General features: G+C 73.9%; 13 protein-coding genes and 2 pseudogenes. 7 read left to right on the forward strand and 8 right to left on the reverse strand.

All coding sequences use genetic code 11. From position 1 onward, the window contains the following. Nucleotides 1–206 precede the first annotated feature (206 nt). Both KBX06_RS05625 and KBX06_RS05630 read right to left on the reverse strand, forming a co-directional pair. Nucleotides 207–1,688, reverse strand: coding sequence for a gluconokinase (locus tag KBX06_RS05625; protein ID WP_210833107.1), 1,482 nt, complete (start codon nt 1,686–1,688; stop codon nt 207–209). Nucleotides 1,689–1,827: 139 nt separating this feature from the next. Continuing rightward, nucleotides 1,828–3,291, reverse strand: a complete 1,464-nt coding sequence (locus tag KBX06_RS05630; RefSeq protein WP_210833108.1) for a multicopper oxidase family protein — start codon at nt 3,289–3,291, stop codon at nt 1,828–1,830. Between the two features lie 331 nt (nt 3,292–3,622). Between KBX06_RS05630 and KBX06_RS05635 the strand changes: the two genes are divergently transcribed. After that, complete coding sequence (locus KBX06_RS05635; protein WP_210833109.1) at nt 3,623–4,027, forward strand: VOC family protein; 405 nt, start codon at nt 3,623–3,625, stop codon at nt 4,025–4,027. A 360-nt stretch (nt 4,028–4,387) separates the two neighbouring features. On the opposite strand, the pseudogene KBX06_RS27600 reads toward KBX06_RS05635, so the two are convergent. From KBX06_RS27600 to KBX06_RS05650, 3 genes and pseudogenes are all read right to left on the reverse strand, one after another. After that, nucleotides 4,388–4,837 (reverse strand): annotated as a pseudogene (locus KBX06_RS27600) (SRPBCC family protein); the annotation flags it as partial. Nucleotides 4,838–4,987: 150 nt separating this feature from the next. Beyond that, nucleotides 4,988–5,230 (reverse strand): annotated as a pseudogene (locus KBX06_RS05645) (MFS transporter); the annotation flags it as partial. A gap of 28 nt (nt 5,231–5,258) precedes the next feature. Beyond that, nucleotides 5,259–5,876, reverse strand: coding sequence for a pyridoxamine 5'-phosphate oxidase family protein (locus KBX06_RS05650; protein ID WP_210833111.1), 618 nt, complete (start codon nt 5,874–5,876; stop codon nt 5,259–5,261). Between the two features lie 147 nt (nt 5,877–6,023). Between KBX06_RS05650 and KBX06_RS05655 the strand changes: the two genes are divergently transcribed. Genes KBX06_RS05655 through KBX06_RS05665 form a run of 3 tightly spaced genes read left to right on the forward strand, consistent with a single transcriptional unit; the run spans nt 6,024 to nt 8,238 of the window. Continuing rightward, nucleotides 6,024–6,527 carry a DUF2231 domain-containing protein gene (locus KBX06_RS05655; protein ID WP_210833112.1) on the forward strand — a complete coding sequence of 168 codons (504 nt, stop codon included), beginning with the start codon at nt 6,024–6,026 and terminating at the stop codon, nt 6,525–6,527. Nucleotides 6,528–6,559: 32 nt separating this feature from the next. Beyond that, nucleotides 6,560–7,108: an Hsp20/alpha crystallin family protein gene (locus KBX06_RS05660; protein WP_210833113.1), complete on the forward strand. Its 549-nt coding sequence runs from the start codon at nt 6,560–6,562 to the stop codon at nt 7,106–7,108. A gap of 8 nt (nt 7,109–7,116) precedes the next feature. Continuing rightward, entirely contained in the window at nt 7,117–8,238 is a 1,122-nt protein-coding gene (locus tag KBX06_RS05665) for a glycosyltransferase family 9 protein (RefSeq protein ID WP_210833114.1), read from the forward strand. Nucleotides 8,239–8,287: 49 nt separating this feature from the next. Here the strand turns inward: KBX06_RS05665 and KBX06_RS05670 are convergent, their stop codons facing one another. Then, nucleotides 8,288–9,166 carry a glycosyltransferase family 2 protein gene (locus tag KBX06_RS05670; protein WP_210833115.1) on the reverse strand — a complete coding sequence of 293 codons (879 nt, stop codon included), beginning with the start codon at nt 9,164–9,166 and terminating at the stop codon, nt 8,288–8,290. Further along, complete coding sequence (gene rfaE2 / locus KBX06_RS05675; RefSeq protein WP_210833315.1) at nt 9,163–10,956, reverse strand: D-glycero-beta-D-manno-heptose 1-phosphate adenylyltransferase; 1,794 nt, start codon at nt 10,954–10,956, stop codon at nt 9,163–9,165. Before rfaE2 ends, KBX06_RS05670 begins: the two co-directional genes overlap by 4 nt. A gap of 142 nt (nt 10,957–11,098) precedes the next feature. Between rfaE2 and KBX06_RS05680 the strand changes: the two genes are divergently transcribed. Then, nucleotides 11,099–11,659 (forward strand): type 1 glutamine amidotransferase domain-containing protein, encoded by a 561-nt coding sequence (locus KBX06_RS05680; protein ID WP_210833116.1) that lies wholly within the window; start codon nt 11,099–11,101, stop codon nt 11,657–11,659. Nucleotides 11,660–11,766: 107 nt separating this feature from the next. After that, nucleotides 11,767–13,434, forward strand: a complete 1,668-nt coding sequence (locus KBX06_RS05685; RefSeq protein ID WP_210833117.1) for an MDR family MFS transporter — start codon at nt 11,767–11,769, stop codon at nt 13,432–13,434. Between the two features lie 67 nt (nt 13,435–13,501). Here the strand turns inward: KBX06_RS05685 and KBX06_RS05690 are convergent, their stop codons facing one another. After that, nucleotides 13,502–13,993 carry an NUDIX domain-containing protein gene (locus tag KBX06_RS05690; protein ID WP_210833118.1) on the reverse strand — a complete coding sequence of 164 codons (492 nt, stop codon included), beginning with the start codon at nt 13,991–13,993 and terminating at the stop codon, nt 13,502–13,504. Nucleotides 13,994–14,091: 98 nt separating this feature from the next. Here KBX06_RS05690 and KBX06_RS05695 point away from each other — a divergent pair, with 98 nt between their 5' ends. Further along, nucleotides 14,092–15,726 (forward strand): fatty acid--CoA ligase, encoded by a 1,635-nt coding sequence (locus KBX06_RS05695; RefSeq protein ID WP_210833316.1) that lies wholly within the window; start codon nt 14,092–14,094, stop codon nt 15,724–15,726. Nucleotides 15,727–15,830 lie beyond the last annotated feature (104 nt).

Consider the following 15,830-nt stretch of genomic DNA (forward strand, 5'->3'; position numbering starts at 1 on the left):
GTTGGAACAATACATCGGTCTATGTCGATTGAGATCCCTCGGGCCTCGGCCGACTGACCGCTCCCCGGACGCCCGACGCCCCGGTGGGACGCGGCCGAGGACGTCGGTGGGTGTGGGAGCCGGCCGGGCGGATCAGCGGCCCCCTGGCTGTGGTGCAGCCGAGGGACGTCGCTGCGTGCCGGGCCGAGGAGCCGCGACTCGGCCCCTCAGTGGCGCACGAGCGCGTCGTACACCTCGGCGAACTGCGCGCGCCGCCGCGCGTAGTGCTCGACGTGCGCGGCCCGGGGCTCGTACGTCGCCCCGGTGGACCTGGGCGCGCGCGGGACGTCCGGTGCCAGCACGTGGAGCGCGAGCAGCGCCGTGCCGTGCTGCGTGGTGCGCCGCCGGGTCACGTGCGTGACGGGTCGCCCGAGCACGTCAGCGAGGATCTGGAGCCACTCGGGTTGGTCGTTGCTGACCCGCCCCGCTGCCGCGACCTGAAGGATCTGCGGGGCGGCCGGATGCAGCTCCTCGGCGACGCGCGCGTAGGTCAGGGCCACGCCCTCGGCGATGCCGCGGAACAGGGTGTCGGCGTCCGTGGCCGCCGACACGCCGCCGAGCACGGCGCGTGCCCCGCTGACCCAGCCTGGTGCGCGTTCACCCGTGAGGTACGGCAGCACGAGCGGCGTGGCGTCGCTCGGCGGCGCAGTGAGGACGCCCGCGAGCGCCGGGCTGAGGCGCAACGTGCTCTGCGCCCAGCTGACGGCGCGACCGACGTCGTTGATCGCCCCGCCGAGCAGCGTGCGTCCCGCATCGACCCGGTAGTTCCACAACCCGAAGGGCAGCGGCTCGGCAGGGCCGTCGAGCAGCACCCGCAACGCACCGCTGGTGGCGGTCGACGCGGTGAGCACCGTGGCGTCGGCCGCCCCCGACCCGATGTTGCTGGCGAAGCCGTCGGTGATGACGGGAAACCACACGGCCCGGGCGAGGGCGGGCCAGCGCGCCGGGGACGTTGCAGGCATCGGCTCCGTGACGTCCCGCGGCACGGAGAACTGTTCGGCGCCGACGCCGGCGGCAGCCAGCAACTCGGCGTCGAGCTCGCCGGTACGGCGGTCGAGCAGGCCGGTCCACGCCACCGTGGACGTCCCGGCGAGTGGTTGCCCGACCAGCCGAGCCAGCACGTACTCGCCCAGCGACCACCAGAGGGCGGCCCCAGCGACGACGCGCGGCTCCACGGCCGCGAGCCAGCGCAGGCGTGGGGCGTGGTAGCTCGTATGCAGGCGGGTGCCGGTGCGCTGCTGCACCGTCTGCTCGTCGAGTTCGTCCCGCAGCGCCGTCACCGCGTCGACGCTGCGCGAGTCGGCGTAGGTCAGGCACGGGGTCAGCGCGCGTCCGGCCGCGTCGACCGCGATCAGCGAGGCGGCGAAGGTGTCCATCGCGACGCCGGCGATGCGGGTTCCCAGCCGAGGGTCGCCGGTCACCGCGTCGAGAATCTGCTCGACCTCCGCCGTCACCTGGTCGGGGTCGATGACCGAGGTGCCGTCGGCCGCGACGGTGAAGTTGTGCGGCACCTTGTGCTGCAGACCGTGGACCCGCCGGCCCGACGCGTCGTGCACGCCCCCACGGGCAGCGGTGGACCCGATGTCCAGCGCGAGGACCAGCGGGTCCAGCGCCGCGTCAAGGGTGACATCGTGGTCGGTCCGGGGCATCGTGGTCCTCGTCGTCGGCGGCGCGAGTCTCCGGCAACCCTAGTGCGGCGTCCACGACCGCCGCCGGGTGGGCGGCGGGGGTCCCGTCGGGACCGGCCGGCTCCGAGAAGGTGCCGGCCGGCCGCCCGGCCCGGGCGGATCAGACGATCTTGAGATTGGCCATCATGCCCATCGCGCTGTGGTCGACCATGTGGCAGTGGTACGGGTAGACCCCGCGCCAGGTGTCGAAGGTGGCCTGGAGCCGCACGCTCTGCCCGGGCCAGACGATCACGGTGTCCTTCAGGCCGGACTCGGTGGGATCGGCCGGTGCGCCGTTGCGGCCGAGCACCCGGAACTGCACCAGGTGCATGTGGAAGTTGTGCGGCATGAAGGCGTTGGCGTTGGTGACCGTCCACTCCTCGGTGCTGCCCCAGGCGATGGTGGTGTCGATCCGGGCCGGATCGAAGACCTTCCCGTCGATGTACGCCTGGTGCCCACCGGAGCCCGGCTCGTCCATCCGCAGCTCGATGTTGCGGCGTACGGTCGGCGTGGGCAGCGGAGGCAGGGTGCGCAACCGCTGCGGCACCGAAGTGCGGTCCCGCCCCTTCGCCCGTACGACGTCGAAGCGCATCACCTGGCCTACCTGCTCGGCCGGGCCCGGCCCCATCAGGTTCTGCAGCACCACCGAGGTGCCCGGCTGGTAGCGGGCGAAATCGATCACCACGTCGAGCCGTTCGCCGGGCGAGAACAACAGGTGCTGCATGGTGACCGGCGCCTCCAGCAGGCCGCCGTCGGAACCGATCACCGTGATGTCCCCGCCGTCGGCGAGCCGCAGCAGGAAGAACCGCAGGTTGCTGGAGTTGACCAGGCGGAAGCGGTAGCGGCGGGCCTGCACCTCGAAGCGCGGCCAGGGCCGCCCGTTGACCAGCAGGGTGGTCCGGTTGTCGGCGTCGTCCATGTTCCAGACCAGCTGGGCGTTGGCGTCCAGGTGCGCGTCGCGCAGCACCAGCGGGACGTCGAACCGGCCGCGGGGCAACGGAAGCGCCGCCTCGGTGCGGTCGGTGAGCAGGTAGAGGCTGGCCAGGCCCCGGTAGAGGTGCTCGGCCTCCATGTGGTGGGTGTGGTCGTGCATCCAGAGGGTGGCGTGCGGCTGCCGGTTCGGATAGGTGTAGACCCGCTCGCCGCCGGGCGGAATCGTGGCGTCGCCCGAGCCGTCGTCGCCGGGAGCGGTGGCGCCGCCGTGCAGGTGCACCGCCGTCGGCATGTTCAGCCGGTTGCGCTGGCGTACCACCACCCGGCGACCCGACGTGGCGCGGATCGTCGGGCCGGGCAGGTCGCCGTTGTAGGTGTACACCTCGGTGCGGGTGCCCGGCACGATCTCCAGGCGCCTGCGGTGCATGGTGACCGAGTAGTAGTCGGTGGTGGCGGTCCGCAGCACCGGACGCAGGGTCTGCGGCACGGTCAACGGGACGGTGAACGGGGCCACGGGCGGGGGCGTCGGGGCGGCGACCCCTGCCGCTGCGGGGGCTGCGCCCAACCGTCCCGCGAGGCTGGCCAGGCCACTGGTCGCCCCGATGATGCCCGACGCCGCGCCGAGGCGCAGCAGTTGACGACGAGTGGACAAGGCAGTCCCTTCCGAGAGGGTTCGCGAGAGTTCCCGCAGACGCCGCCGGCTGGTGGGCCGGGCGGTCGTCGCAGGCACGATGATGCCGGCAATCCCACAGGGAGGAGACCCCTACTGACCGCACACCTGGACACGCCCCTATGGGTCGCATGCCCCTACGGATGGCAGGGCGGGTGGGCGGGACGGGTGTGTGGAGGCGCCGGTGGATCTCGCGGGCGACGATGGGCCGCCGAGGTGACGAGGCGTGCCGTACGGTCGATCGCGGGCGGTCGCCCCGCCCGGCCGCCCGCACACTGACCGTACGCAGTCGTCAACCCACGGAGGCAGCCCCATGCGGTATGCGCCCGTCGTCGTCGCCCTGCCGATCGCCGACCGTCCGACCTCGTACCGCTTCTACTCGGAGGGGCTCGGCCTGGCGGCCGTCGGCGAGCCGGCCGAGGACGGCGTCCCCGAGCCCTTGCAGTACGCGCTCAACGAGGGCCTCCGCGTCATGCTGGTGCCCACCGGCGGCTTCGGCTGGGTCATCGGTGGCCACGAGGTGGCCCGGCGCGGGCAGAGCGAGTGCGTCGTCAGCCTCCCGGCCGCGACGCCGGCCGAGGTCGACGAACTCGTCGGGCGGGCCCGGGCCGCCGGCGCGGAGGTCGTCGTCGAGCCGGGCGCGCAGCCGTGGGGCTACACGGGCACCTTCGCCGACCCGGACGGCCACCTGTGGACGGTGCTCGCGGAGGCGCGCTGACGCCGCCCGGCCGGACCCCGGACGAGCGGACGGCCCGGGTCACGAGGACCCGGGCCGTCCGCTGACAGGGGAGGCGTCCGAGAGAGATCAGAGAACGCGGGGCTGCCCGGCGATGCGGGGGTCCGGAGCGACCTCGACCTCGGTCACCACGTACTCCGTCTCGGTCGTCGTGGCGGTGGTCGGCCGGGCGTCCTCGTCGGTGTCGGAGCGGCGCTTCGCAGCCGCGGCGGCCCCGGCCGCTGCGACCCCGGCCACGGCGGCGCCCGCCGCCACCGCCTTGCCGGACACGCCGGCGCTGCCGCTGTCGCCGCGGGTGGCGGCGGCGTGCTCGACGCCCGGGGTGCCGACACCGACGCCGCTGTCGACCGTGCCGCGCCAGGCGCCGGTCTCGACGCCCCGCTCCTCGATGTACGTCTTGAACTTCCGCAGGTCGGATTCGGCCTGCCGCTCGATGACGTTGAGCTTGTCGCCGGCCTTCTCGAGCATGCCCTCGGGCTCGTACTCCAGGTGCAGCCGGACCATGGTGCGGTCGGCGTCGACGGGCTGGAAGTAGACCGCCCCGGCGTTGGTCACGCCCTCGGTGGCCGCCCAGGCCACCTTCTGGTCGGGCACCTGCTCCAGGACCTTGGCGTCCCACTCGCGCTGGACGCCACCGATCTCGGCGACCCAGTGCATCCGCTTGTCGTCGAGCTGGCGCACCTCACGCACGCCACCCATGAAGCGGGGGAACTCCTCGAACTGCGTCCACTGGTTGTAGGCGGTGCTGACCGGAACCTGTACTTCGATGGACTTCTCGACCTTCGTGGTCATGGTTGGTCCTCCTCTTCAGGTCGAACCGCTCTCGTTCGGTGGGAGAGCCGTCCTCGTCTGAACAAACTCCTACCCTCGGCCGCGGCGCTAAATCGCCGACCTGCCGGGACACCACACGGGAGGGCCACGGCGCACCCCCGGCCCGGCCGGTCAGGCGGCCTGCTCGGGGAGCCCGCGCAGGCGCCGGACCGGCGAGAAGGCCACCCACAGCACCCCCGCGAGCGCGCCCGTCGTCGCGATCCAGAGCGCCGGCCGGACGCCGAGGGCGGTCCCGAGCGCGCCGCCGAGCAGCGCGCCGATCGGCCGGATGCCGTAGTTGACCGTGCGCCGGGCCCCGGTCACCCGGGCCAGCAGCGCCGGCGGGGTGAGCGCGGTCTGCACCGAGCCGCCGGCCGCGGGGCCCGGGGCGGGCGGGGCGGCTTCAGGTGTAGATGGTGGTGGCGTATCGCGGGCCGTAGTGGCGTTCCAGGTCGGCCAGGCTCTCCGCCGGGTTCTCGACCTCCTTGATCAGCCGGGCCCGGGAGGGCAGCGAGTCCGGCTGCCAGCTCTCCGGCTGCCACAGCCGCGAGCGCAGGAACGCCTTCGCGCAGTGGTAGAAGATCTGCTCGATCTCCACCACCACGGCGAGGACCGGGCGGTGCCCTTCGACCACCATGTCGTCGAACCACGGGGCGTCGCGGACCAGACGGGCCCGGCCGTTGATCCGCAGCGTGTCGGTGCGCCCGGGAATCAGGAAGATCAACCCGACGTGCGGGTTGTCCAGGATGTTGCGGTAGCCGTCGGCACGCCGGTTGCCCGGCCGCTCCGGGACGGCGATGGTCCGCTCGTCCAGCACCATCGCGAAGCCGGGCGGGTCGCCCTTCGGCGAGACGTCGCAGCTGCCGTCCGCGCCCGCCGTCGCCACCAGACAGAACGGTGACGCGGCCAGCCAGTCCCGGTCGCGTGCGTGCAGGACGGGCCGCTCCTTGACCAGCGCCCGCGGCATCGGCGCCCCCAGCAGCTCGCGCAGTTCCTCGTGCGAGGTGATCTCCACCGTCACGTGATCCTCCCCCGTGCGTTGACCCCGGTGGCGGCGTACCCGTCGTCCGTGAGCCCAGGAGAGCGCGACCAGCGCGAGGTTTGTCCCTCCGGGCCGAGGGTACCGCCTCACCCGACCCGCCCGGAGAGACCGAGCAGTGGAGGCCCGATGGAGAGCCGACTCAAGGTGCTGGGCCATCCCGTCCACCCGATGCTGGTCATGTTCCCCGTCGGCCTGCTGGCCACCGCGGTCCTGTTCGACCTGGTGGACACCGTCGGCGGACCGGACTTCCTCGGCGAGGTCGCGTACTGGAACATCACCGTCGGCCTGGTCGGCGGACTGCTGGCCGCGGCGGCCGGGACGTTCGACCTGCTCGCCATCCCGTCGGGCACCCGCGCGAAGCGGGTGGCGCTGACCCACGCCGCCGCCAACGTGGCCGTGATCCTGCTCTTCGCCGCGATCTGGGCGGTCCGGCTCAACGCCGACTCCCGGGCCGCCGGCGGCGCGCTGATCGCCATCGAGGTGGTCGCGCTGGCCATCCTCGGCGTCAGCGCCTGGCTGGGCGGGGAGCTGGTCGACCGGCTCGGCGTCGGCGTGGACCGGGAGGCCGGGCTGGACGCGCCCAGCTCGCTGCGACCCCCGGCGGCCACCCGGCGGATCGGAGAGGTGTAGATGGGCGTGCGGATCATCAGGGGAGGGGCGGCATGAGCGAGCAGAGCGGCGGGTCCGGCCGGGGCTGGCGCGGCCGGCAGCAGGGCTGGGACCCGATGGGCGAACTCCAGTCGCTGCGGTCGGAGCTGAGCCGGCTGGTCGGCGGCCGGACCGGGTCGGCGGACGTCGAGCTGAGCGAGACCGCCGACGGCTGGGAGGTCGTGGTACGGCTGCCCGGGGTGGCGCCGGAGGAGGTGGCGGTCGAGCTGGACGACCGCGAACTCTGCGTCCGGGCCCGCTCCGAGGCCGAGGTCAACGCCGACCACGGCATCCCCGGCGGCTTCGAGACCCGGGGCTTCGAGTACCGGGTCGACCTGCCGTCCCGGGTGGACCCCGACGCCATCGACGCGGTCATGGACCACGGCCTGCTCCGGGTGCGGCTGCCCCGGGCCGCCCGGCCCGCGCCGCGCACCATCACCGTCGGCCGCACCGGCCCCCGACCCGCCGGCCCCGCCGGGGGTACGCCGACCGTCGTCGACCCGGCCGCGGACCGGGAGATGCACCGCCCGGACATCGCCCTCGACGAGACCGACCGGCCGTAGCGAGCCGCGTGGTCACCCCGGACCTGCTCGGCCCGGCGACCGGGCGCGTGCCCGACGTCGAGCGGATCGCCGTGCTGCGCGCCAACGCGCTCGGCGACTTCATCTTCGTCCTGCCGGCGCTGGACGCGTTGCGGGCCGCGTACCCGGAGGCGGAGATCGTGCTGCTCGGCGCGCCGTGGCACGCGAAGCTCTGGCGCGAGCGGCCCGGGCCGGTGGACCGTGTGCTGGTGGTGCCGCCCACGCCGGGGATCCGGGGCGCCGACCCGGGCGAGCCGGAGTCGACGCTGGACGACTTCCTCGCCGCCGCCCGTACGGAACGCTTCGACCTGGCGTTGCAGCTGCACGGCGGTGGCGCCAACTCCAACCCGTTCGTCGCCGCCCTCGGCGCCCGGGTCACCGCCGGGCTGCGCGCCGGGGACGCGCCGCCACTGGACCGCTGGATCCGGTACGTCTACTACCAGCACGAGGTGATCCGCTACCTGGAGGTGGCGGCGCTGGTCGGCGCGGGCGCCGCCACGATCGTGCCGACGCTGACCGTGACCGACGCCGACCGGGCCGAGGCGGCCGACGTGCTCGGCCCGGCGCGGCGGCCGAGGGTGGCGCTGCACCCCGGCGCCACGGACACCCGCCGGCGGTGGCCCGCCGAACGCTTCGCCGAGGTGGCCCGCGAGCTGGTCGGCGACGGGTACGAGGTGCTGGTCACCGGCACCCCCGCCGAGCAGGAGGTGGTGGACCGGGTGGTCGCGGCGGCCGGGGTGCCCCTCCGGCCGCAGGTGGGCACGCTCAGCCTCGGCGGGCTGGCCGGCTGCTACGCCGACTGCGAACTGGTGGTCTCCAACGACACCGGCCCGCTGCACCTGGCCGCCGCCGTGGGCACCGCGACCGTCGGCATCTACTGGGTCGGCAACCTGATCACCGTGGCGAACCTGCTGCGCGGCCGGCACCGGCCGATCTGCTCGTGGACGGTGCGCTGCCCGGTCTGCGAGGTGGACTGCACCCCGGGCATCTACCCGCACCGCCCCGGCGACGGCGAGTGCCCCCACCGGGACTCCTTCGTCACCGACGTGCCGGTGGTCGAGGTCGTGGAGGCGGCCCGCGAGCTGCTCCGCCCGGAACCCGGCGCCCCCTGAGCGCCCGGGTCCGTCGGCGCCGCCGCGCGGCCGGACGCCCGCGTCGGTGTCAGGCCGGCTGGGTCGTCTCCTCCTCGGCGAGCACGACCTCCCACGCCTCCACGTCCCGGTCGGTGACCGTGGTCGGCGACTCCAGGTGGTACGCGCCGCTGGGCAGGACACCGGCGCCGCCGAAGCGCGCCAGCACGGCGAGCTGGGCGGCGACGTCCTCGCCCTGGTGCTTCTCGTGCACCCGCCGCCAGAAGTCGAACCCGCCGGAGTCGACCAGCTTCGCCCGGTCGTAGAGCACGCAGCCGCCGATCCAGGACACCTTGTACGCCCGCCAGGCGCCCGGCGGCAGGTTCAGCTCGCGCGTGACGTGCAGCAGGTTCGCCGCCGGATGGATCGACGCCCGGTCCCACTCGGGGGTGCCCGGCCGGATCCGTTCCGGGACGGGCCGCCCACCCCACTCCTCGTAGTGCCGGTGCGTCTCCGGCCGGACGTCGTCGGCGTACGACAGCCCGTGCACCGCGTTGCCGACGAAGCCGCAGCCCAGCTCCCCGATGGCGGTGACCAGCCGACGCAGCGTCCCCGGCTCCAGCCAGACGTCGTCGTCGAGGCAGAGCACGTACCGGGCGGCGGACGCGGCCAGCAGGTACGCCCGGTGCTCGGCCAGCCCGCGCCGGGGCAGCCGGCGGGTCAGCAGCACCGGGTGCCCCCGGTGGCGCAGCATCCGGACCATGGTGGCCGCCGCCGGATGCCGGTACGCGGCGTCGCCGTCGGACTGGTCGCTGACCACCACCCCGAAGCCGGGCACGCCCTCCTGGGCGGCCAGCCCGGAGAGGGTGACGGCCAGCTCGGCGGGGCGGTTGCGAGTCGGGATCAGCACGTCGAGCAGCCGCTCCGCGCGGAACCCGCCGGCTGTGCCGAGGTCGAGCGGGCGGTTCACGACGGCTTGCTCGTCAGGGAGGTGTCCTCCTCCTGCGGCTCCTGGCCGTGCGCCCGGATCCGGTCGATGATCGCCGAGGTGGACCGGTCGGGGACGTACCCGAGGGTGCGCACCTGCCCGCCGAGGCGGCGCACCAGCGGCGCCTCCGGCACCATCTCCGGCGGGTAGTCGCCGCCCTTGACGTACACGTCGGGACGGACCGTCTCGATCAGCTCCGCCGGGGAGTCCGCCTCGAAGACCACCACGTGGTCGACGCAGGCCAGCGCGGCGAGCAGGGCGGTGCGGTCCTCGACCGGGTTCACCGGCCGGTCCGGGCCCTTCAGCCGGCGTACGCTGCCGTCGGAGTTGACGGCGACCACCAGCAGGTCGCCGAGCGCGCGGGCCTGCTCCAGGTAGCGCACGTGGCCCCGGTGCAGCACGTCGAAGCAACCGTTGGTGAAGACGACCGCCCGGCCCGCCCGGCGGTGTTCCGCGACGATCGCGGCCAGCTCGTCGGTGCCGACCAGGCCCCGGTGGCCGGCCCGCCGGACCGGTGCGTCCAGCGCGACGAGCAGGTCCTCCCGGCGGCACACGCAGGTGCCGGTGTCCGAGACGGTGATGGTCGCGGCGAGCTGGGCCAGCTGGGCGGCGGTGGGCAGCGGCGCGTCGGCGGCCAACGCGAGCGTCATCGCCGCCAGGTACGCGTCGCCCGCGCCGACCGCGTGGCTGGCCGGCACCGGGGTGCTGTGGCTGCGCCGGGGCTCGCCGTCCGCCCCGCCGACCACCGCGCCGTCGGTGTCCAGGGTCACCGCCACCACGTCCGCGCCGGTGTGCGCGCGCAGCTCGGCGAGGCGGGACTCGGCGAGCACGGCCCGGTCGACGCCCTCGCCGACCGTGGCGTTGACGGTGACGCCGGTGCCGGTCACGGTGAGCCCGTCCCCGGTCATCGCCACCCGGCCCTCGCCGGCCGTCGGCTCGCCGGTGGCTCCGAGACCGGCGCGGGGGGCGTCCTGGTGCGGGCCCGCGCCGCCCGGGGAGACGCCCACCGTGAGCTCGGAGGGCCCGTCGGCCGGGTCGCCGTCGGGGTGGTCCAGGTGCAACCCGGTGCCGGGCGCCGGCCGGGCACCGGCGGCCCGGGCGAGCAGCCGGGTCGCCTCGGCGAAGCTGGGCGTCACCACGGTCGGAGCCAGGCCGCGCCAGTCGGCCAGGTCGTGGGCGTCCAGCGCGACGGTCGCGTACCGCTCCCGGTGGGACACCAGCCAGGCGCGCACGGCAGCGGGCAGTGCGCCCAGGCCGTAGTCGCAGACCACCAGGGTGGGCGCCGCGCCGCCGGCGGCGCGCAGCTCCTCGGTGGCGCAGTCCAACGCGGTGAGCAACCGGGCCACCCCGTCGTCGTCGAGCGCGTCGTCGGCGTCGCCGGAGTCCTCCCGGAGCAGGATCTGGTTGCCCGCCAGCATGCGCCGCTTCACCGGCGTGGGCCGGCCGGGCTGGGCGACCGTACGGTCCCAGACGGTGGCCCGGTCCAGACAGTCGTGCAGCTCGTCACCGGCGACGTCCGCGCCGACCGGTGCCACCAGCACCGCCCGGCCCCCGAGCGCGGCGACGTTGACGGCGGTGTTCGCCGCCCCGCCGGCCGCGGAGATCCGCCGGCGCAGGGTGAGGACCGGGGCGGGCGCCTCCCGGCAGAGCCGGTCGGACTCGGCGAACCGCCACTCGTCGAGCATGGCGTCACCGACGACCAGGACGGGACGCCCCAGCCAGCCCTCCACCACCGCGGCGAGCCGGCGCTGTTCCGCTGCTCCTCCTGCCATGCCGTCCCGGGTCCCCAGGGGCATCCGGGCCAAACCTGCCGCCACCGGGGACGGGTGGCACACCTGCCGCCCCCGGGACGGGGTTTCGGGCACCGGGCCCCGGGAAGGGACGGACGGAACCCCGGAGAGGAGAGACACCGAGATGGCAGTGACGACACTTCAGGGCAAGCGGATCGCGTTCCTGGCCGCCGACGGCGTCGAGGAGGTCGAGTACGTCCAGCCCCGCGAGGCGGTGGAGCAGGCAGGCGCCACCGTGGAGCTGGTCTCGCTCAGGCCCGGCACCATCCAGTCCTTCAACCACCTGGACCAGTCCGGGACGTACGACGTGGACGTGACCGCGGCCGACGCGGACGCCGGCGGCTACGACGCGCTGGTGCTGCCCGGCGGGGTGGCCAACCCGGACTTCCTGCGGGCCGACCCGGACGCGGTGCGTTTCGTCAGGGCGTTCTTCGACGCCGGCAAGCCGGTCGGGGTGATCTGCCACGGGCCGTGGACGCTGATCGAGGCGGACGTGGTGCGGGGCCGCCGCGTCACGTCCTGGCCCAGCCTGCGCACCGACCTGACCAACGCCGGCGCGACGTGGGTCGACGAGCAGGTCGTCACGGACGGTGGACTGGTCAGCAGCCGCAAGCCGGACGACCTGCCGGCCTTCTGTGCCAGGATCGTCGAGGAGTTCGCCGGGGGCGCGCACCTGTCCCGCTGACCGTCGTCGGTCGTCGGGTCGGTGGTCCGCAGCGCCACCGACCCGCGACCGACGAGGTGCACGCCGCTCCTCGCGCATGTCCCGGGTGAGCGGGGAAAGGAGGCGGGATGGACACGCAAGCCCCGACGCTCGACGGGCGGCAGATCCGGCTGCTCATGTTCGGCCTGATGACCGGCATGCTGCTGGCCGCGCTCGACCAGACCATCGTCGGCACCGCGCTGCCGACCATCGTCGGCGAGCTGGGCGGGATCAACCACTACTCGTGGGTGGTGACCGCGTACCTGCTCGCCTCCACGGCCTCGACGCCGCTCTACGGCAAGATGGCCGACCTGTACGGGCGACGCCCCGTCTTCCTCTTCTCCATCGGCACGTTCCTGCTCGGCTCGCTGCTGGCCGGCCTGTCGCAGGACATGACCCAGCTCATCGTCACCCGGGGGATCCAGGGCCTCGGCGCCGGTGGCCTGATGACGCTCGCGTTCACCATCATCTCGGACGTGGTGTCGCCCCGGGAGCGCGGACGCTACCAGGGCCTGTTCGGGGCGGTCTTCGGCCTCTCCTCGGTCGCCGGCCCACTGGTCGGTGGCTACTTCGCCGAGACCGACTGGCGGTGGATCTTCTACATCAACCTGCCGCTGGGGATCCTGGCGATCCTCGTGTGCTCCCGGGTGCTGCGGCTGATCCCGTTCACCCGGCGCGACCACTCGATCGACTGGCTCGGCGCGGCGCTGCTGGTCGCCGGGGTGAGCTGCCTGCTGCTGGCGCTGAGCTGGGGCGGCAACGAGTACGCCTGGGGCTCCGGGGTGATCGTCGGCCTCTTCGTCGCGGGTACGGTGCTCGGCGTGGCCTTCGTGCTCCAGGAGGCCCGGGTGGCCGAGCCGATCCTGCCGCTGCGGCTGTTCCGCAGCGCCACGTTCGCGCTGGCCAACTCGGCCGGCTTCGTGCTCGGCCTGGTGATGTTCGGCTCGATCATCTTCATCCCGCTCTACCTCCAGATCGTCCGGGGCGCCTCGCCGACCCGCAGCGGTCTGCTGATGCTGCCGATGATGGCCGGCATCATCGTCACCTCGGTGCTGACCGGCCGTGCGATGAGCCGGATCGGGCGGTACAAGTGGTTCCCGGTGGCCGGCGCGGCGGTGCTGGTGGTCGGCATGCTGCTGTTCACCCGGCTGGAGGTGGACACCTCGCTCTGGCTGGCCTTCGGCTACATGGTGGTGATCGGCGTCGGGCTGGGGCTCTGCATGCAGTCGCTGATCCTGGCCGTGCAGAACTCCGTGTCGATGCGGGACCTGGGCGCCGGCACCTCGTCGGCGACGTTCTTCCGGTCGCTGGGCGGCTCGTTCGGCGTCGCCATCCTCGGCGCGGTGCTGTCGTCGCGGCTCACCTCGGAGCTCGCCGACCGGCTGCCGGGCGCGATCGCCCAACTGCCGCCGGAGCAGCAGGCCGCGGTGGCGGCGAGCGGCGGGGCGGACATCTCGGTCAACGACCCGGCAACCATCCTGGCGCTGCCCGCCCCGGTGCGCGCGGCCGTCCAGGCGGCGTTCGTCGAGTCGCTGCACCTGGTCTTCCTGACCACCGGCCTGATCGCGATCGTGGCGGTACTGGTCACCCTGGTGCTGCCGAACGAGAAGCTGCGTGGCGCGGGCCCGGGCGGCGCCACGGGCGGCACGGACGGCCTCGGCGGTGAGGGTCCCGCGCCCGGCGGCAAGCCGCTGGGCAGGGAGTCGAAGCAGGAGGCCGCCGCCGAGATGGAGGCGAAGAGCCAGACGATGCTCTGACCGGGGCCGGGCGACCGTCACGCGGAACCGGACCGGGCTGGCCGCACCTGAGGCCGCCCGGGCGGCCCTACTTGAGGATGAGCCGGTTGGTCTGCTCGAAGACGTCCAGGTCGGCGAGGGTCTCGGGGACGCTGGCGGAGATCGGGGCCGGCAGCTGCGCCCGGTGGAAGAAGCCCGCGTCGATCGTCTCGTCGGTGATCCGGGCCAGCTCGCCGTCCCACTCGTCGACGCGGAACGCGGTCGTGAAGATCTGGTACGTGTGGCCGTACATGTTGGTGTGGGTGCGGTCCGGGCCCGTGTAGAGGGCGAAGGCGCTGACCCGCAGCGCGCGCAGCCCGGTCTCCTCACGTACCTCGCGGACGGCGCAGTCCGCGATCGACTCGCCCAACTCCATCGCGCCGGCGGGCAGGGCCCACTGCCCGTTGTCGGAGCGCTGGATCAGCAGGAGGCGCCCCGAGTTGTCGCGGACCACGGCGCGGGCGCCGACGAACATCAGCGTCCGGTCACCGGCGAGCGCGCGCAGCTGTCCCACATACGAATCGGCCCAGGAGATGCTCACCCGGACAATTTACGGGGACGATCCGGTGTCGACCTGCGTTCCAGGGTTCCCAACCTGTGACCGCCGACACTACTTTGTTACCCATGCGTAGCACCATGATGGACGCCCCGCTCCAGGTCTCCCGGATCCTGCACCACGGTGCCACCGTGCACGGGACGGCGGAGGTGGTCACCTGGACGGGCGCCGAGCCGCGCCGGATGACGTACGCCGAGGTCGGGCGCACGGCGGCCCGGCTGGCGCACGCGTTGCGCGCCGAGTGCGGTGTCACCGGCGACGAGCGGGTCGCCACCTTCATGTGGAACAACGCCGAGCACCTGGTGGCGTACTTCGCGGTGCCCAGCATGGGCGCGGTGCTGCACACCCTCAACATCCGGCTCTTCCCGGACCAGGTCGCCTACATCGCCAACCACGCCGGGGACCGGGTGGTGCTGGTCGACTCGACGCTCATCCCGCTGCTGGCCCGGGTGATCGGCGAGATGACGACCGTCCGGCACGTGGTGGTGGTCGGCGGCGGCGACCCGGCCCCGCTCACCGCGGCGGCCGGCGACCGGATCGCCGTGCACCACTGGGACGCGCTGCTGGCCGACCGCCCGGACACCTTCGACTGGCCCGAGGTGGACGAGCGCGACGCCGCCGCCCTCTGCTACACCTCGGGGACCACCGGCAACCCGAAGGGCGTCGCCTACTCGCACCGCTCGATCTACCTGCACTCGCTCCAGGTCTGCCTGCCGGAGGGGTTCGGCCTCGGCCCGACCGACCGGGAGTTGCCCATCGTGCCGATGTTCCACGCGATGGCCTGGGGCCTGCCGTACGCGGCCTTCCTCTGCGGGGCGTCGCTGATCATGCCCGACCGGTTCCTCCAGGGCGGGCCGATCGCGGAGATGATCGCCGCCGAGCGGCCCACCCTGGCCGGTGCGGTGCCGACGATCTGGAACGACGTGCTGGCCCACCTGGACGCCCACGACGTGGACGCCTCCTCGCTGCGGGAGGTGATCGTCGGCGGCTCGGCCTGCCCGCCGGCGCTGATGCACGCGTTCGCCGAGCGGCACGGCATCGACGTCATCCACGCCTGGGGGATGACGGAGACGTCCCCACTGGGCTCGGTCTCCCGGCCGCCGGCCGGCGCGACCGGCGAGGAGGCCTGGCGCTACCGGTACACGCAGGGTCGCGTACCGGCCGGGGTCGAGGCCCGCATCGTCGGCCCGCTGGGCGAGCCGCTGCCCGCCGACGGAGCGTCGGTCGGCGAGTTGGAGGTCCGCGGGCCGTGGGTGACAACCCGGTACGTCGGCGACGACGTGCCGGACGAGGAGAAGTTCCGCGACGGCTGGCTGCGTACCGGGGACGTCGGCACCCTCTCGTCGGACGGCTACATCACGCTCACCGACCGGGCCAAGGACGTCATCAAGTCCGGTGGCGAGTGGATCTCCTCGGTCGAGCTGGAGAACGCCCTGATGGCCCACCCGGCGGTGCTGGAGGCCTGCGTGGTGGGGGTGCCCGACGAGCGGTGGGGCGAGCGGCCGCTGGCCACCGTGGTGCTCCGCGAGGGGGCGCCGGTGACGGCCGAGGAGTTGCGGGAGTTCCTGGCCGGGTCGGTGGCCCGCTGGCAGTTGCCGGAGCGCTGGGCCGTCGTCGACGCGGTGCCGAAGACCAGCGTGGGCAAGTTCGACAAGAAGGTCGTACGTTCCCGGTACGCCGGGGGCGAACTGAATGTCCGGGAGTTGACCGTCCCGTAACGTTCTCAGGCGCACCGTCGCCTGTTGGGGTAGGGACCACTCCTGAAATCCCTCCCCAGGGGCGGCCCCGGCGTTCGCACCGCGCCGGGGCCGCCCGCTCCAAT

It is taken from the genome of Micromonospora sp. C31 (assembly GCF_018070575.1).
Classification (GTDB): domain Bacteria; phylum Actinomycetota; class Actinomycetes; order Mycobacteriales; family Micromonosporaceae; genus Micromonospora.

Coding starts and splice junctions, on each gene's coding strand:
- KBX06_RS05625 (WP_210833107.1), bottom strand. CDS start 1,688: ATGCCCCGGACCGACCACGATGTCACCCTTGACGCGGCGCTGGACCCG.
- KBX06_RS05635 (WP_210833109.1), top strand. CDS start 3,623: ATGCGGTATGCGCCCGTCGTCGTCGCCCTGCCGATCGCCGACCGTCCG.
- KBX06_RS05655 (WP_210833112.1), top strand. CDS start 6,024: ATGGAGAGCCGACTCAAGGTGCTGGGCCATCCCGTCCACCCGATGCTG.
- KBX06_RS05660 (WP_210833113.1), top strand. CDS start 6,560: ATGAGCGAGCAGAGCGGCGGGTCCGGCCGGGGCTGGCGCGGCCGGCAG.
- rfaE2 (WP_210833315.1), bottom strand. CDS start 10,956: ATGGCAGGAGGAGCAGCGGAACAGCGCCGGCTCGCCGCGGTGGTGGAG.
- KBX06_RS05680 (WP_210833116.1), top strand. CDS start 11,099: ATGGCAGTGACGACACTTCAGGGCAAGCGGATCGCGTTCCTGGCCGCC.
- KBX06_RS05685 (WP_210833117.1), top strand. CDS start 11,767: ATGGACACGCAAGCCCCGACGCTCGACGGGCGGCAGATCCGGCTGCTC.
- KBX06_RS05695 (WP_210833316.1), top strand. CDS start 14,092: ATGGACGCCCCGCTCCAGGTCTCCCGGATCCTGCACCACGGTGCCACC.